Source organism: Aquimarina algiphila (genome assembly GCF_007489275.1).
In the GTDB taxonomy this organism is placed as follows: Bacteria; Bacteroidota; Bacteroidia; order Flavobacteriales; family Flavobacteriaceae; genus Aquimarina; species Aquimarina algiphila.
In genome coordinates this window covers 21916-39491 of the sequence record NZ_VLNR01000030.1, presented here as the reverse complement: position 1 = coordinate 39491, position 17576 = coordinate 21916, and the positions used below count along the sequence as shown (strand labels likewise).

The following is a 17576-nucleotide window of genomic DNA, read 5'->3' as shown; positions in this document are numbered from 1 at the left end:
ATAAACATTCAATTAAAAGATATTTTAGGTTTATACTTATTCTGATTTAATTATTTTTACAAAAACGATCTTTATGCGTACTATTCTTATTCTGATATTGGTAGTTACCTTACAATCTTCTTGTAAAAAAGCACCTGATGAAACCAAGCCACTTACCGTTATGTATCTGGCGCCACAAACATTAGAATATGCTTCTGGATTTACTATTTTAAATAAGGAAAACTATAAAGAAATCAAGGTTACAACTCCTTGGCCAGATGCAGAAGAAGAGCTAACATATATTCTATATCCTAAAGGAACAGAAAAACCATTTAAAGCTGCAAATACTGTATTTGTAGAAGTCCCTATAGAAAGAGTTGTGGTTACTTCTACTACAGATGTACCGATGTTAGAATATCTTAATCTTGAGCAAAAATTAGTTGGATTTCCTCATTCTGATTACATTTCTTCAGAAAAAACCCGTGCTTTGATAGATAATGGCACTATTAAAGAACTAGGCAAAGAATATAATCTAAACACTGAAGTTGTACTTGAGCTCTCTCCAGAATTAATCATAGGATTTTCGGCCACCGGAGATACAAAAGCATATGATCTGATTCAAAAAACCGGAATCCCTGTAGTCATGAATGGCTCCTGGATGGAGCAACATCCTTTAGGCAGAGCAGAATGGATAAAATTTGTAGCAGCATTCTTCGGAAAAGAAGCGGCTGCAGAAGAACGATTTCAAAAAATTAAAAAAGACTACAATAAAGCCGTAACTCTTGCTCAAGATGTAACACATGCACCTACTGTTATATCCGGTAGTATGTTTAAAGATGTATGGTATATTCCTGGCGGAAATAGTTATTTTGCAAAGATTTTAAAAGATGCTAACACAAATTATTTGTGGTCAGATATCAATAAATCAGGAAGTTTGACGTTAAGTTTTGAAAGTGTTTTAGATAAAGGTCAACATGCCGATTTATGGATACGATCAGGGAGTTCTAAATCACTATCAGAACTCAAAGGAAAGAATCATCAATATGCATTATTTGATGCATTTAAAAATAAAACCGTATATTCTTCAACATTAAAAATGGGTAGTAAAGGAGGATCTATTTACTATGAATTAGGACCAATGCGTCCGGATTTAATTTTAAAAGACATTATTCATATCGCACACCCTGAAGTATTAACCAATTACGAACCTTATTTTTTCGAAAAACTTAATTAATTGATTCCCAACAAATCATATAAGCGCGTTTTTATTGGTATTGTTTTACTCCTGATTGTTTGTTTTATTACTAACATCAGCCTGGGTTCTGTATTTATTCCCTGGCTAGACACCTTAAGTAGTTTGGTTAACGGTCCTGTTGATAAAGAATCCTGGAGGCATATTATTGTTGATTATAGGTTGCCAAAAGCGATTACTGCAATTATTGTAGGTAGTGGATTAGGAGTTTCGGGCTTATTAATGCAAACTCTTTTTAGAAACCCGTTGGCTGGACCTTTTGTTCTTGGTATTAGTTCTGGAGCAACACTTGGAGTTGCTATTTTAATTTTGGGAAGTGCTTTGGCAGGAGGAACAACATTTATTTTCTTAACTTCAAAATGGGGATTAATTATTGCTTCCAGTTTAGGAAGTATACTCGTGTTATTTGCCGTTATGGTGGTCTCAGCAAGGGTTAGAGATACCATGGCTATTTTAATTATCGGACTTATGTTCGGTAGCATTACTTCTGCGATAGTAAGTGTACTTTCTTATTTTGCTCCTGCTGATCAATTACAACAATATGTTTTCTGGGAATTTGGTAGCCTCGGAAATCTTTCCTGGAATGATCTACTTATTTTTTCTGGGATATCAATCTTAGGAATGTTATTATCCATACTCGCCATAAAACCATTAAACACATTACTATTAGGTGAAAATTATGCGAGAAGTCTTGGTTTAAATATAAAAGCCAGTCGTTTTCTTATCATTGCAGCTACAGGTTTACTAGCCGGTAGCATCACTGCTTTTGCAGGGCCAATTGCATTCATTGGTTTAGCCGTACCGCACCTTACCCGTCAATTATTTCATACTTCAGATCACAAAACATTGATTCCGGCAGTAGTATTACTTGGGAGCATTATTATGCTGGTTTGTGATAGTATAGCTCAATTACCAACTAGTGAATACACTTTACCAATTAATGCTATCACTTCCTTAATAGGGGCACCTGTAGTGATCTGGCTATTGGTTCGAAAAAGGAAAATGCTGTTCTAAAACTATTCATATTTAGGTACTAATAACATTAGTATAAAATGATACTCAAAAATCATATTTATTTGAAATAAAATAAGTATCCTATAAAGTTGTATTTTTATAAGAAAACATCTAATAATGAATGCATCAGAATACTTAGAAGGAATCCAAAAACAATTTAAGTATTATCAATCATTGGGCAAAAAGACGATAGCACAGTTACCAGAAGAAAAACTTTTTTGGCAATATAATGATGATAGTAATAGTATTGCAATTATTGTCAAACATCTATGGGGGAATATGAAATCTCGTTGGACAAATTTTTTAACAGAAGATGGCGAAAAAAAATGGAGGCAACGTGATGCTGAGTTTGTTAATGACATTAAAACAAAAGAAGAACTTTTAATCAAATGGCATGATGGATGGAAATGTCTTTTTGAAGCTTTGGACAGTATTAATGACGATAATTTTGATCAACCCATTTATGTTCGAAATATAGAACACAGTATCACTGAAGCAATCAATCGTCAATTAGCGCATTATTCGTATCATATCGGTCAAATTGTTTTTTTAGGAAAAATGATTACAGGACAACAATGGCAAAGTCTCTCTATTCCAAAAGGAAAATCTTCGGTATATAATGAAAAACGATTTGCTAATCCCAAGCATAAAGCACATTACACTGATAAGCTGATGGAGGACGATACAAATTAGAATTAGGAATTCATAAAAATAGTCAATAACTCCCATTGGTTTGTTAATAACTATGGTTTTCTGCATATCGAAATCCTTGTAGATTACGATTATATTTGCCAAAACCGTACATAATAAATCACACATGAAATTCATAGTATCTAGTTCATACTTACTTAAGCAACTGCAGGTATTAGGTGGTGTAATTAGTAATAGCAATACCTTACCGATCTTAGATAACTTCTTATTTGAATTAGACAATAATTCATTATTGGTTTCTGCATCTGATCTTGAGACCACAATGTCTGCAAAATTAGAAGTAGAATCTGCAGATCAGGGAACCATTGCTGTGCCTGCCAAATTATTATTGGAAACCCTTAAAACTTTTCCTGAGCAACCATTAACTTTTGTTGTGGCAGATAATAACACTATAGAAATTAGTTCTAATCATGGTAAATATGCATTGGCTTATGCAGATGGTGAAGAATTCCCTAAAGCTGTAGAATTAGAAGATCCTAGTGCTACTAATATTTTGGGTGATGTACTCGCTACTGCGGTAAGCAAAACTATTTTTGCCACTGGTAACGATGATCTTAGACCTGTAATGAGTGGTGTGTTTTTTCAATTTTCGACAGAAGGGCTCACTTTTGTAGCCACAGATGCTCATAAATTAGTTAAATATACTCGTGAAGATATCAAAGCTTCTCAATCTGCTGAGTTTATTATGCCTAAAAAACCTTTAAATTTATTAAAAGGAATTTTGGCTGGTAGTGACACAGAAGTATTAATAGAATATAATGAGGCTAATGCAAAATTCACTTTTGATGAGACTCAATTAATTTGTAGATTAATCGATGGAAAATATCCAAACTATGAGGCTGTTATTCCAAAAGAAAACCCTAACAAATTAACAATTGCAAGAACGCAGTTCTTAAATTCAGTTCGTAGGGTATCTATTTTCTCTAATAAAACAACACATCAAATCCGTTTAAAAATTGCTGGAGCAGAGTTAAATGTATCTGCAGAAGATATAGATTACTCTAATAAAGCAGAAGAACGTTTAACATGTGACTATCAAGGAGACGATATGCAGATAGGATTCAATTCTCGTTTTCTTAGTGAAATGTTGAATAACCTTAATGCTGATGAAGTACAACTTGAAATGTCACTTCCTAACCGTGCAGGAATCCTTACTCCAATTGATGGATTAGACGAAGGAGAACATGTAACAATGTTAGTAATGCCTGTAATGCTAAATAACTAATACACTAGCTAAATAACCATTATATTTAGATCCAACCATATTATTGTGGTTGGATTTTTTTATATTTTAATTTAAAAATAAAGATCAATTATAATAATTCAATAACAAAAAATCCCTGTTAAGGTTATTTAAAATAAAAAGATAAAAATCAATCTTTTATATACATTTACCATAATCACAAACAACCATTCAACGTATTTGATTATGACAAAGTATCTAACTACCATCGCTTTTCTATTCATTACCTCCTACTCTATTGCCCAAAGTATAACAGATCAGGAATTAAATAAATTGTCTCTCACTTATGCCAAAACATCATTTGATGAACTTGTTGATCTCCTAAGTTTACCCAATGATGCACATTTCCCTAAAGACATCGAAAAAAACTTTAAATGGTGTAAAAAAGCGTTTACAGATAGAGGATTCTCTACTCAACAACTCACAACAAAAAAAATCCCATTATTATTAGCTAGCAAAAACTATAAAAAAGCAAAGAAAACGGTTTTGGTTTATCTTCAGGTCGATGGACAACCAGTGGATACTACAAAATGGTTTCAGGATAATCCTTATAGAGCCACATTAAAAGAATTTAATGATCAAGATAAATCATGGAATACAATTTCATTAAGTCAATTAAAAGACACCATTAATCCTGATTGGAGGATTTTTGCTCGGTCTACCTCTGATGCAAAAGGTCCTGTAGTCATGTTTCTAAAAGCGATGGATATTATAAATGACCTAAACTATGAGCCCAACTTCAATATTAAAGTGATTATGGACTTTGAGGAAGAAATTAGTTCGCCCAGATTACCTAAGGCTGTACTCGATTATAAAGATCAATTAGCTTCCGACATGTTAGTAATTTTTGATGGTCCAATGCATATTTCTAACAAACCCACATTAGCTTATGGAGCAAGAGGAATAACAACGTTATCTCTTGAGGTCTTTGGTCCCAGAGCACCTCAACACAGTGGCCATTATGGTAATTATGTTCCTAATCCAGCATTACGCCTTTCACAATTATTAGCCTCTATGGTGCAAGATGATGGTCGTGTAGCTATACCGGGGTGGTATGACGGAATAGAAATTTCTGAAGAAACAAAAAAGATACTGAATCAAGTTCCGGATGATGAACAAACGATGAGAAAAAAATTAGGTATTGCCTCAATTGATAATATCGCAGAGACCTATCAAGAATCAATACAATATCCATCGTTAGGAATCCTAGGGATAAAATCTGGGTGGGTTGGCACAAAAAGAAGAACTATTATTCCTTCAAGTGCAATTGCCGAAATGAATATTAGATTAGTCAAAGAAACTAATGCTAAACATATGGTAGATTTGGTGAAAAATCATATTATAAATCAAGGGTATCATATTATAGATAGCATCCCTACTGAAGAAGAACGTATGAAATACAAAAAAATCATTCGTTTTAATCATCAAATAGCATATGATGCTTTTAGAACAGATTTTAATACTGAAATTGGACAATGGCTTAGAAATGCTATAACAAGAGCTTTTGGTAAATCTCCCATACAAATACGAACTGGTGGTGGTTCCATTCCTATTTCACCATTTGTGAATACCTTAAACATTCCTGTGGTTATCGTACCCACCGTAAATAAAGATAATAATCAACATAGTCCAAACGAGAATATTCGAGTTGGAAACTATATAGACGGTATCAAAACCATTACAGCAATATTAACTCAAAAGTTATAAAAATGATAACCATTCCCGCAAAAGATGGATATCAGCTTATGGGGCAATTATATACTCCTTCATCAAAAGTTACAAATAATAAAGTCTTAATTATAAATTCTGCAACAGCAGTCAGTAGAAAATTATATCATCACTATGCTACTTTTATGGCAGAGCATGGATACCATGTAATTACATATGATTATAGAGGTATTGCGGCGTCAAGACCAAAAAAACTGAGAGGGTTTAAGGCTACTTTCCTAGATTGGGGTGATAAAGATTTTGCAGGAGTCATAAATTACGTCAAAAAAGAATTTCCAAATCAAAAAATTCTTACTCTAGGGCATAGTATTGGAGGTACTATTATCGGTATGACAGAAAAAAATACTGAAATCAGTGGAGTAATAACTGTTGGTGCACAAACTGCATATTATAAAGATTGGCCAAAGAAACAAAGAGCTAAGATTTATTTCTTATGGCATATTATACTTCCCTGGATTACCAATGTTGTTGGTTATTTTCCAGGTAAAAAACTTGGAATGCTCGAGGATGTTCCAAAGGGAGTGATACATCAGTGGCATAATAGAAGAAAGCATACCGATATAAAAAAACAACTAGAAAATAATGGTGTGAAATTATTTTATAATACCTATCAATCAAAATTACTTACTTTAGGCATAGAAGATGATCCCATAGGAACAGAACAAGCAATAAAAAGAATACATAATCTATTTAAGTCAAATCAAAAAGAGATTGAAATTATACGTTTAGAAGAGATTTTAACCGATAAAATTGGTCATTTTGGATTTTTTAGACGAAAATTTAAGGAAACTCTTTGGGTAAAGACAGTAAAATGGTTTGATAACTTATAATATAAATATTAAAACAAATGGATAACACCTATTCGTCAATCGGACTAGGAACAGCTGCTATTGGCAGACCACAATATATTAATATAAGAAGAGAAGAAAATACGCCTATTACTTTAGAAGATTTTCGAAAAAAAAGTTGGCAAACCTTAGAATATGCATATCAACACGGAATTCGATATTTTGATACTGCTCCGGGATATGGATTAGCAGAAGAATTACTTATAGATTGGGTCTCTTCAAAAAATGATTCGACTATTGAAATAGCAACGAAATGGGGATACACATATACCGCAAACTTTGATCCTAAAGCCACACAACATGAGATAAAGGAACATAGTATTTCTAAATTAAACGAACAGTGGCAACAGTCTAAAAAGATACTTCCTTATTTAAAAATGTATCAGATTCATTCTGCAACATTTGAATCTGGTGTTTTAGAAAATGAGGTTGTTTTAAAAAGATTAGCTCAACTAAAATCAAAACATAATCTGATGATTGGAGTTACCACTTCTGGTGCTAATCAACTAGAAGTTATACAAAAAGCACTTGAAGTTGAAGTTGAAGGACATTCTTTATTTGATGCATTTCAGATCACTTATAATATTCTTGATCAGAGTTTATTGAATATCATAAAAACAATACATACAAAAAATAAAAAAATCGTCATAAAAGAAGCATTGGCTAACGGACGTCTACTCCCGAATAACAGCTATCCAAATTATCAAAAATTGTACATTTTTTTACAAGAACTTGCAGATAAATATCAAGTTGGAATTGATGCCATAGCTTTACGGTTTTGTATTGATACTGTGGATCCTTACAAAGTACTTAGTGGAGCTTCAAATCAATCTCATGTCAATGATAATCTTAAAAGTACAACCTTTGTACTTGATTCAAAAGAAATAGAAGGTCTACGGTCTTTCAAATCACAACCAATTCAATATTGGTCTGAGCGAAAAAAGTTATCATGGAATTAATTTTTTGTTTGACAACATATAAATTAGCTGACCTACATCAGATTTTCGACATATAACATGAAAAAATTATTAAGTTATTTACTTCCGTTTACCAAAGAAATTCCCTCTAAAATTAATGGTACTTTAGAGATCACTTTGATGAATGGAAAAAAGGTATTAGACAGTCAAAATGCTAATTATTCTTATGGTACATTACAAAAATTACTTACTTATGGGCTATCACAAATAGATATTCCTGAGGATAGTCAAATTCTATTATTAGGTCTTGGGGGAGGAAGTATCATACACCCTTTGCAAGAAAAGTTCAATCATAAAGGAAAAATCACTGCGGTAGAAATTGACGAAGTCATCATAAAAATTGCAAAAAATGAATTTGATATTACTGGTAGCTCAACTCTTGAAATTATATGTGATGATGCACTCCACTATATTAATCAATGTACCAAACAATTCGAAATCATAATCATTGATATTTTTATTGATAACCAGGTCCCTGAACCATTTTACGAAGAAGAATTTTGGAAAAAAACAATTGATTTAATATCCCCCGAAGGGAAAGTGGTGTTTAATGCTGGGATTAATCTGAAAGAAAATACTAAAATCAAACAACTAAAATCAAAATTCGAATCTCAAATTGAATTCATTCAATATAACAATGTACAAGGAACAAATACATTACTTATAGGAGAAAAGAAGTGATTTTTAAACGTTAAAAAAATCAGTATATTTTTCTATACTTCTAGCAAAACCATAATTTTAGATGCTAACTATGACAAAATAATGACCAAACAAGAGTTAAAAGATCGTCACAATACTATTAAGCCCTATATTCATAGAACTCCTGTCCTTACATCGAGATTACTAAATGAAATTTCTGGAACAACACTATTTTTTAAATGTGAAAATTTTCAGAGAATGGGGGCTTTTAAAATGCGTGGAGCTGCCAGTGCTATTTCAAAATTATCAGAAGCACAAAAGTCCAAAGGTGTTGTCACGCATTCTTCTGGTAATTTTGCCCAGGCATTATCTTTAGCCGCATTGAGCTTAGGAGTAAAAGCATATATCGTAATGCCATCTAACGCTCCTCAAGTAAAAAAAGATGCAGTAAAAGGATATAAAGGTGAGATTATTGAGTGCCCTCCCACTCTAGAAGATAGAGAACAAGCTGCTGACTTAATTCAAAAAGAAAAAGGAGCCACTTTTATACACCCTTCTGATAATCTGGACGTAATACTTGGACAAGGAACTGCTGCATTAGAGTTATTAGAAGATCACTCTGATCTCGAATATATCCTAACTCCTGTTGGAGGTGGCGGACTTATTGCCGGAACAGCATTAGCAGCTCATTTTTATGGTAATAACTGTAAAGTTATTGGTGGCGAACCTTTTGAAGTTGATGATGCTTACCGTTCTTTACAAAGTGGCAAAATTGAAACTAATGATACCATAAATACAATTGCAGACGGATTAAAAACACAATTAGGAGATATTAATTTTCCTATAATCCAAAAACACGTTTCAGAAATCATTAGAGTTGAAGAACAAGAAATTATTAACGCAATGCGATTGATTTGGGAACGAATGAAAATTATAATAGAACCTTCTTGTGCAGTTCCTTTTGCTGCTTTGCTTAGAGAAAAAGAAAAGTTCAAACATAAAAAGGTAGGGATTATTCTCTCTGGTGGAAATGTAGATTTGGGAAATCTACCATTCTAAAGAATTGTGAAATAAAACATATCTAATTATGACAAGGCATTCAAAAATATTATTTTTTATTATTCTCTGAATTTATCGTAACAACCATATTATTCTTGTTGTAAAACAGCATATACCTACTCCTCTTTTTTTATTTTTTGTATATCTTAGGTATGAAATAACTTAAAACCTTAAACACTACCCTTTTTGGTTAGCTGTTGACACTAATTTCATGAAAAACAAACTACTCTTATTCATACTTTTTCTTACCATTATTTCATGTAACAATGACAAAAAAGAAAAAGAGCCAGCCAATACATCTACTACAACAGAAATACCTAAAGAGTATATTACTTCTGATTTTAGAAAAAACGGAATATATTCAAATTTAAATCTTACAACAGAAGCTCAGTGGGATAGTGTTAATCAATTAAAACATCATTCTAAGCCAGTACCCAGACATCGTCTTCGTAAAGAATATAAAACCTTTGGATGGCATTTATACTCTAGTGGTTCTGCTTATAAAAGTTACAATTTCTCTTTATTATGGGGTATTTCATATTTTTCTTATCAAGTTAATCCTGAAACAGGAAGTTATAAAAGTATACATCAATGGAAAACCACAGCACTTATAGATAGTGCAAAAGTTCATCAATGTAAAGTGTTTCTTTCTGTTTCAAATTTTGGATCAAAAAACAATTCTAAATTTTTATCTAATCCAAAAGCTCAGGAGACTCTTATAGATAGTTTAACATCTTTACTAAAATTAAGAGATGCAGATGGAATAAATATAGATTTTGAAGGAGTACCCAAAAAAAACAAGCAAGCTTTTAGTAATTTTTTAATTAATCTATCTACCAAATTACACACTTCGAATCCTAAATATTCTATTTCTTTAGCGCTATATGCTGTTGACCGAAACAGGATTTTTGATATCAAGACGATAAACCCTTATATTGATATATATACATTGATGGGATATGATTATTATGGAAGTTTTAGTGATCAGGCCGGTCCAATATCTCCATTAAACAGCAGTAAACAATGGGGCAAGAACAGCGTGTCACGCTCAATAGACTATTACCTGAATGAAGGTGTGCATCCTAATAATTTAATTGTTGGGCTCCCCTATTATGGAGGAGAATGGCAAACCAAAACTGTATCAATTCCTAGCAAGACAGATCATTTTATTAAACACTATTCCTATACCAGAATTAAAGAAATATTAAAATATAATCGATTAGAGATAGCGTATGATACTATAAGTTCTAGTGCGTATTCCGTTTTTAAAAGTAAAGAAGATAAACCAAAACAAATATGGTTTGAAGATAGTTTATCACTATCTCATAAATACGATTGGATCAAGAGTAAAAAGCTATCCGGAATTGGAATATGGGCTTTGGGGTATGATCATGGAAATACTGAGTTATGGGAGTTGTTAGCTAATAAATTTGGAGAAAAAAAAGAATAGTCTACCTAGAATCATAGCCTCCAAAAATAATATTTCTAACATAAATTTCCTTTTCTAAACCACATTATCAAATTTTTAACACTTCCTCCTATCTCCCTTAATATCAAACCCTAAGCTCTTTTAATCCTAACTAATTAGTTAAACTACTAATAAATTAGTTGCAAAACTAATAGATTAGTAGTATGTTTGTTGTATAAAATTGATTCCATGCAAAAATTAGCCAAAAGAGAGGAGCAGATTATGCAAAGTCTGTGGAAATTAGAAAAAGCTTTTATAAAAGAGATTATAGAAGAATTATCTGATCCTAAACCACATTATAATACTACTGCTACCATTGTAAAAATTCTTGAAGAAAAAGGTTTCATAAGCCATACGGCTTATGGAAACAGCTTTCAATATTATCCATTAGTATCCAAAGACGAATATCAAAAAGAAGTATTAGGTGAAGTAGTTAATAACTATTTTGATAATTCGCCATTAGCTTTGGTCAAGTTCTTTGCTAAAGAGGAGAAAATAAATACAGACGAATTAGAAGAGATCATTCAACTGATAAAAAACAAAAAATAATGAACTATATCATTCATAGCTCGGCATTAATCGGATTATCCTATCTCATATATAGGTTTTTCTTATCCAAAGAGACATTTTATCATCTTAATAGATGGGTTTTATTATCCTTGATTATACTTTCATTTACATTACCTTTTATAACTGTACCAGAACACCTGTCTTTTAAAAGTGCTTCGTTTGATGAGGTAGTTACTACACCACCACATTCTGTTGCTCCTAATTATGAAACTTTAGAAGAAGAACATGTAATCACCAAAAAAGCAGCCCATCTTAGTGCTAGCGAGAGTACAACAAATAAAGCAGCTTTTAATACGTCCTTAGATTGGCAATCCATTGTACTCTATATTTATATATTAGGGATATTGGTATTTGGAATCCATTTTATAATACAATTAGGGGTATTACTATATAGAATGATCAAATACCCTACAGTAGAGGTTGATGATTACAAAATCATTGAAACCGATAAAAAACACGCCCCTTATTCTTTCTGGAATCGAATATTTATGAATCCCAGTCAGTACAATCCTGACACATATTTACAAATTTTGAAACACGAGCAAGTCCATATTAAAGGGAAGCATAGTTTGGATATGTTATTAGTCGAACTATTAGTAATGCTACAATGGTTTAATCCCTTTGCATGGTTATACCGAAAAGCAATCGATAATAACCTAGAATATCTAACTGATAACAACATGCTTAATATAGGTGAAGACAGAGAAGTATATCAAATGAACCTTCTAAAAGTCTCCACTCCAAATATGCCAACTGGTTTGGCAACAAGTTACAATCAATCATTTCTCAAAAAACGAATACTCATGATGAATTCTAAAAAATCAACAACAAAATCAGGCTGGAAATACCTAATCATTATTCCATTGCTGGCAATTACTGTATTTTCTTTTAATCCCATACAACCTAAAGAAACTATAATCAGTGACACCAAACCTGAAATCGATCTTAACATTCAAAATCAGATCCAAACCAAAATTCAAATTCAAACAAAGAATGACTTTACTAAAGGCGTGTGGGATGCAGAAGTAGGGGGAGGAAAATTATGTATCATGTTTAGGAGCGCTGAGCCTTTAAAACGAAGTTTTTGGTCCACTACCCGATGCTACGAACCGTCCTTCTTTGCTAATTTCCCAAAGGGTGACAAACAAAAATTAGTGATAACAAGAGAAGCAGGAACATTAACTTTTATTGGTGAATTTGAAAATGGCCTTGGAGATGGAAGGTATACTTTTGTCCCGGACATGACTTTTAATAAGGCATTAAAACAATATGGTTTACAAGCCGATGAAAGTGATATGGTACATTGTTTTTTTACAGATTTTGATACTACATATTTAACATATCTAAAAAAGGAAAAATTAGACATCAGCCAAGATGACTTTGAAGATATCATCCATAAATCTCTTCCTTTAGATAAATTAAAAATGTATCGAAAAGAATTAGAGAAACTAGGATACCAATCCTATACCATGGAAGAAATTAGTAAACTCAATCTTTTTAATGTTGATATACCCTATATTAATTTTATCAATAAAGTGGCAGGAAATAAAACTTCACTAAAACAAATTACAAAAGCCAAAATTCACAATCTATCACCTGAGTTTATCAATTCTTATCAGAAAAAAGGTATTAATTCTTTATCACTAAGTGAGTATATGAAATTAAGTATTCATAGGGTTACTCCAGAATTTATAGATTCTTTTAAAGAGGCGGGATATTCGCAGGTTTCAGTAAGAGAGGCTCAAAATCTTAAAATTCATAACGTAACTCCAAAATATATCCAAAAGTATAAAAATGCAGGGTACAAAAATATCACTTTGAAAGAAGCTCAAAATTTAAAAATACATAATGTTACCCCAGAACTTATAGACAGCTATAAAAAACTAGGATACCCCAATATTACTCTACAAGAAGCAAAGAAGCTCAAAATTCATAATGTAACCCCCGAACTTATAAAAGCATACAAAAAATCTGGGCAACCTAACATTTCTTTACAAGAAGTCGTAAAGTTAAAAATTCATAATGTAACACCTGCACAAGCAAAAGTTGCTAGTAATTATTCTAAATCGAAAAATAAAGATAAAAATAAGAAATCTAGTTCTACAAATAGTATGGGATATGGGTCTTCGGATCAGCAAGATCCGAACGACTTCATGAAAGGTTTTATTGCTCTGGGATATAAAAATATATCTATAGATGATATGATTTCTTTAAAAATACACAATGTAACACCAGAATTCATAAAACGTTATCATGATGCTGGATATACAGATATTCCTTTGGAAGACGTAGTCGCTTTAAAAATTCATAATGTGACACCAGAGTTTATAAATTCATTTAAAAAAGCTGGATACAAGAATATTTCTATAGATGATGCCAAAGCATTAAAAATTCATAATATTAGTCCAGAACTTGCTTCTGAATATGAGAAAATAGGATATAAAAATATTCCACTAGATGAGTTAAAATCACTTAAGATTCATAATGTCACGCCAGAGTATATTCAGGAATTCAAAAAGACTGAATTTGGAAACCTGCCATTGGATGAGATTGTATCTTTTAAAATTCACAATGTTACTCCAGAGTTTGTACAATCATTTAGAGATATCGGATTCTCTAATATTTCTGCAGATCAGGCCAAGGGTCTCAAAATCCATAATGTTACTCCAGAATTCGTACAATCATTAAAAGAAAAGGACAAAAATATTTCATTGGAACAAGCTACCAGGATCAAAATTTATTTTTAAAAATGATTCTACTATAATCATCAATTCAATCAATCAAAAATCGAAAAGGTTGTTAATTCCATTCTCATATTAGTAATAATTTGATCATCATCTTTAGAGCGAAATTATTTTAGGAGTTTTCAATTATTATACCTGTTATTCTTTGAATTTACTTTTACTGTAAACCCAAAGAATAACAGGTATTAAAACAATATAAATAAAATGGATACGATTTTCAGGTTAATACTAATCGGCTTCCTAAGCATGTATATAGTAAAAGGAAGAGCACAGGAATACCTAGTTTACCAACCTGAACAAATGCTGGCCGATTTAGAAAAATTTAAAACAATATTAACTAAAATTCATCCAGGGACTTACACACATCAAACCCATGAGGAGTTCGATCAAATGATAAATGATTTGATGTTTCGTTCCTCTAAACCGATGGAAGCAAAGGCATTTTATAAAATTGTTCTTCAATTGATAGCAAATATACATGATGGACATACACAGGCATATACATTCGGTAAACTCGGAAGTGTTATCCATAATCAAAAAAGACTTCCCTTTCAAGTGTATATTCGGGATGAACGTATTTTTATAGTAAAAAATCTTAGTACCTTAGAAATCACTGAGGGGTCCGAAATTTTGTCTATTGATAGCAACTTGAGTAATGAGATTATTTTTGAAATTTTAGCCCATTATTCTTCTGATGGTAAAAGTCACAGTGGTATGCAACATTGGTTAGGTGGGCCATACAAATCATTTTATAGGCTCTATCCAGAAATATTTGGAGAACGACCTATATACAACCTTGTTTATCGGGACTATAAAACAAAGAAAATCATAAAAACAAAAATTAAGTCAATTTCAAAAGAAATATATGAAACCAGGGCATCCAAAAAAATTCCATTAGAAACAAAACCTGAAGAAGCATTTAATTTTAATATAAATAAGAAGGATGACTATGCCTATCTAAAAATAAGTAGGTTTTTTAAAGAGAGTTATGATGAGCCTGAGAATACCTATCCAGATTTTTATAAACAATGTTTTAAAAAAATTTCTAATAACAATATTAAAAACTTAATAATCGATTTAAGAAATAATGGAGGTGGAAAAGCGAGCAATGCAGCTTACTTGCTTCAATATTTCATTGACCAATCTATAACTCCTGCAAAAGAAATAGTGACTCTGGTAGATGATAAATACTTTTTGGAAATAACTGGCGACACAATTAATTTGAATGAGTCTTTTGGTCTAAAGCAAAAAACAGATGGTACTTTCAGGGTAACAAAACATGAGTTACTGCGTGATTTGATGAATTATGCCCCGATTGAAGAGTACCCCTATAAAGGAAGATTGGTTGTCTTGATCAATGGTGGTACAGCTTCAGCTGGAGGTATTGCTGCAAGTCTATTAAAGAAATATGCAAATGCTAACTTAGTAGGAACAGAAACCTATGGATATGCAGGTATTAGTAATGGTGTACGTCAAATTCCTGTCAAAGGAAATCATACTGAAACAGCTATCTATTTACCTTTACTACATGCAAAGTATACAATAGATGAACATATCCAAAAAAGAAGTGTTGTCCCTGATCACAATGTATCAAACTCTATACAGGATATTTTAGAAAACAATGATGCTGTTCTGGAATTTACACTTAAAAAACTATTGCCAACAATGTGAAATCATTAAATCAATTTATACACTCGTATAAGTAGTTTTTTTTATTTGTTAACGCCGCTATGAGGTACAAAACAATGAGGTGTAAATTTATACAAAAATCATCTATTAGTATTTCTAAAAAAGCAAAATACAAAAGGCTGCTAATTCCCATTTTTAGCAGCCTTTTATTAACACCAATAATTAAAATATTTAAAAAGAGAGTATTAATTTAAACTCTGGGTAAATCTCCATCACCTTTAAGTGGTAAATTAGAACTTCCCATCAAATAACTATCAATATGATGAGCAGCTTGTCTGCCCTCTGCAATTGCCCAAACAATTAGTGACTGTCCTCTACGTGTATCTCCTGCCGCAAAAACTCCTTTTACATTTGTAGCGTAGTTATCTTCTGTAGCTTTAATATTAGTTCTTGTATCCATATCAATCCCTAATTGCTCTGCAATGGTAGGTTCTGATCCTGTAAATCCAAGGGCTAATAATGCTAATTCACATTTCCACTCCTTCTCAGTACCTAAAACTTCTTTGAGTGTAAATCGACCATTTTCTTTCACCCACTCTACTTCTGTCGTAATTAAACCTTTTAAATTTCCGTTTTCATCTCCTAAAAACTCTTTAGTAGAAATACTCCAATTACGTTCTACACCTTCTTGATGAGAAGAACTCGTACGTAATCGCATAGGCCAAAATGGCCAAGGCTGATTTGCAGGACGCTCAGTAGTCCCTTTACCCATAATCTCAAAATTGGTTACAGAAGTTGCTCCGTGCCGTACAGAAGTACCGATACAATCTGATCCAGTATCTCCTCCACCTATTACAATAACATCTTTTCCTGTAGCCAATATTTCCTCTCCTAAATCTTTTATCCCATCAACTCTTCTATTGTTTTGTGGCAAGAAATCCATGGCTTGTACTACACCATTTAAATCAGCTCCTTTTACAGGTAAATTACGACGAACCGTTGCTCCTGTGCATAAAACTACAGCATCAAAATCTTCTTTTAGCTGATCAGCTTTGATATCCTTTCCAATATGAATATTGGTTTTAAATATTATTCCTTCTTCTTCCAGAACAGTAACGCGACGATCTATTACATTTTTTTCCATTTTAAAATCAGGAATCCCATAACGCAATAATCCACCTACTTTTTCATCCCTTTCAAAAACGGTCACTAAATGCCCTGCTCGATTTAATTGTTGTGCAGTTGCCAATCCTGCGGGGCCAGAACCAATTACAGCTACTGTTTTTCCAGTACGCTCTTTTGGCGGATTTGCTTTCACCCATCCGTTTTCAAAAGCTTGTTCTACAATATTTTTCTCTATATTCTCGATAGTAACAGGATCTTCATTGATCCCTAATACACAAGCTTCTTCACAAGGTGCAGGACACAATCTACCTGTAAACTCAGGAAAATTATTTGTAGCATGTAAAATACTTGCTGCTTTTTCCCATTTACCACGATATACTGCGTCATTAAAATCAGGAATCAAATTCCCTAAAGGACATCCACTATGACAGAACGGAATTCCACAATCCATACAACGCGCACCTTGATCTTTAAGTTTTTTCTCTGGCATTGCCACAGTAAACTCTTTATAATCTTTTATACGATCTTTAACAGGTTCGTACTGTTCTATTTCTCTTTCAAATTCTAAAAATCCAGTTATCTTTCCCATG

Annotated in this window: 14 protein-coding genes; 13 read left to right on the top strand and 1 reads right to left on the bottom strand. The window is 32.3% G+C overall.

All coding sequences use genetic code 11. From position 1 onward, the window contains the following. Positions 1-73 precede the first annotated feature (73 nt). The 13 genes from FOF46_RS15045 to FOF46_RS14985 all read left to right on the top strand — a co-directional run bounded on the left by FOF46_RS15045 (position 74) and on the right by FOF46_RS14985 (position 15903). Positions 74-1213 carry an ABC transporter substrate-binding protein gene (locus FOF46_RS15045; protein WP_143917026.1) on the top strand — a complete coding sequence of 380 codons (1140 nt, stop codon included), beginning with the start codon at positions 74-76 and terminating at the stop codon, positions 1211-1213. Further along, the gene (locus FOF46_RS15040; RefSeq protein ID WP_109438564.1) at positions 1214-2245 is read left to right on the top strand and encodes a FecCD family ABC transporter permease; all 1032 of its coding nucleotides are present in this window, start codon (positions 1214-1216) and stop codon (positions 2243-2245) included. Positions 2246-2362: 117 nt separating this feature from the next. Continuing rightward, complete coding sequence (locus tag FOF46_RS15035; protein ID WP_143917025.1) at positions 2363-2938, top strand: DUF1572 family protein; 576 nt, start codon at positions 2363-2365, stop codon at positions 2936-2938. 124 nt (positions 2939-3062) lie between these two features. Beyond that, positions 3063-4181 (top strand): DNA polymerase III subunit beta, encoded by a 1119-nt coding sequence (dnaN, locus tag FOF46_RS15030; protein WP_109438562.1) that lies wholly within the window; start codon positions 3063-3065, stop codon positions 4179-4181. A gap of 204 nt (positions 4182-4385) precedes the next feature. After that, positions 4386-5906, top strand: coding sequence for a M20/M25/M40 family metallo-hydrolase (locus FOF46_RS15025; protein WP_143917024.1), 1521 nt, complete (start codon positions 4386-4388; stop codon positions 5904-5906). Positions 5907-5908: 2 nt separating this feature from the next. Then, on the top strand, positions 5909-6757 hold the full coding sequence (locus tag FOF46_RS15020; RefSeq protein WP_143917023.1) for an alpha/beta hydrolase family protein: 849 nt from the start codon (positions 5909-5911) through the stop codon (positions 6755-6757). 17 nt (positions 6758-6774) lie between these two features. Then, complete coding sequence (locus FOF46_RS15015) at positions 6775-7734, top strand: aldo/keto reductase (protein ID WP_109438559.1); 960 nt, start codon at positions 6775-6777, stop codon at positions 7732-7734. Between the two features lie 57 nt (positions 7735-7791). Beyond that, a complete protein-coding gene (locus FOF46_RS15010; protein WP_143917022.1) occupies positions 7792-8433 on the top strand; it encodes a fused MFS/spermidine synthase in 642 nt (213 codons plus the stop codon). Positions 8434-8514: 81 nt separating this feature from the next. Next, positions 8515-9450: a threonine ammonia-lyase gene (locus tag FOF46_RS15005; RefSeq protein ID WP_143917021.1), complete on the top strand. Its 936-nt coding sequence runs from the start codon at positions 8515-8517 to the stop codon at positions 9448-9450. Between the two features lie 211 nt (positions 9451-9661). Then, the gene (locus FOF46_RS15000) at positions 9662-10900 is read left to right on the top strand and encodes a glycosyl hydrolase family 18 protein (protein ID WP_143917020.1); all 1239 of its coding nucleotides are present in this window, start codon (positions 9662-9664) and stop codon (positions 10898-10900) included. Between the two features lie 207 nt (positions 10901-11107). Next, positions 11108-11467 carry a BlaI/MecI/CopY family transcriptional regulator gene (locus FOF46_RS14995; protein WP_109438555.1) on the top strand — a complete coding sequence of 120 codons (360 nt, stop codon included), beginning with the start codon at positions 11108-11110 and terminating at the stop codon, positions 11465-11467. Then, positions 11467-14235, top strand: a complete 2769-nt coding sequence (locus FOF46_RS14990; protein WP_143917019.1) for a M56 family metallopeptidase — start codon at positions 11467-11469, stop codon at positions 14233-14235. Before FOF46_RS14995 ends, FOF46_RS14990 begins: the two co-directional genes overlap by 1 nt. 201 nt (positions 14236-14436) lie before the next feature. Next, positions 14437-15903 carry a S41 family peptidase gene (locus FOF46_RS14985; protein ID WP_143917018.1) on the top strand — a complete coding sequence of 489 codons (1467 nt, stop codon included), beginning with the start codon at positions 14437-14439 and terminating at the stop codon, positions 15901-15903. Between the two features lie 208 nt (positions 15904-16111). On the opposite strand, the gene FOF46_RS14980 is transcribed toward FOF46_RS14985, so the two are convergent. Beyond that, a complete protein-coding gene (locus tag FOF46_RS14980; RefSeq protein WP_109438552.1) occupies positions 16112-17575 on the bottom strand; it encodes a glutamate synthase subunit beta in 1464 nt (487 codons plus the stop codon). Position 17576: the final 1 nt, after the last annotated feature.

What these genes read in the sequence shown, in the direction of transcription:
- FOF46_RS15025 (WP_143917024.1), top strand. Translation starts at nt 4,386, where the DNA reads ATGACAAAGTATCTAACTACCATCGCTTTTCTATTCATTACCTCCTAC.
- FOF46_RS15000 (WP_143917020.1), top strand. Translation starts at nt 9,662, where the DNA reads ATGAAAAACAAACTACTCTTATTCATACTTTTTCTTACCATTATTTCA.
- FOF46_RS15045 (WP_143917026.1), top strand. Translation starts at nt 74, where the DNA reads ATGCGTACTATTCTTATTCTGATATTGGTAGTTACCTTACAATCTTCT.
- FOF46_RS15010 (WP_143917022.1), top strand. Translation starts at nt 7,792, where the DNA reads ATGAAAAAATTATTAAGTTATTTACTTCCGTTTACCAAAGAAATTCCC.
- FOF46_RS15015 (WP_109438559.1), top strand. Translation starts at nt 6,775, where the DNA reads ATGGATAACACCTATTCGTCAATCGGACTAGGAACAGCTGCTATTGGC.
- FOF46_RS15020 (WP_143917023.1), top strand. Translation starts at nt 5,909, where the DNA reads ATGATAACCATTCCCGCAAAAGATGGATATCAGCTTATGGGGCAATTA.
- FOF46_RS14985 (WP_143917018.1), top strand. Translation starts at nt 14,437, where the DNA reads ATGGATACGATTTTCAGGTTAATACTAATCGGCTTCCTAAGCATGTAT.
- dnaN (WP_109438562.1), top strand. Translation starts at nt 3,063, where the DNA reads ATGAAATTCATAGTATCTAGTTCATACTTACTTAAGCAACTGCAGGTA.
- FOF46_RS15005 (WP_143917021.1), top strand. Translation starts at nt 8,515, where the DNA reads ATGACCAAACAAGAGTTAAAAGATCGTCACAATACTATTAAGCCCTAT.
- FOF46_RS14995 (WP_109438555.1), top strand. Translation starts at nt 11,108, where the DNA reads ATGCAAAAATTAGCCAAAAGAGAGGAGCAGATTATGCAAAGTCTGTGG.
- FOF46_RS15035 (WP_143917025.1), top strand. Translation starts at nt 2,363, where the DNA reads ATGAATGCATCAGAATACTTAGAAGGAATCCAAAAACAATTTAAGTAT.
- FOF46_RS14980 (WP_109438552.1), bottom strand. Translation starts at nt 17,575, where the DNA reads ATGGGAAAGATAACTGGATTTTTAGAATTTGAAAGAGAAATAGAACAG.
- FOF46_RS14990 (WP_143917019.1), top strand. Translation starts at nt 11,467, where the DNA reads ATGAACTATATCATTCATAGCTCGGCATTAATCGGATTATCCTATCTC.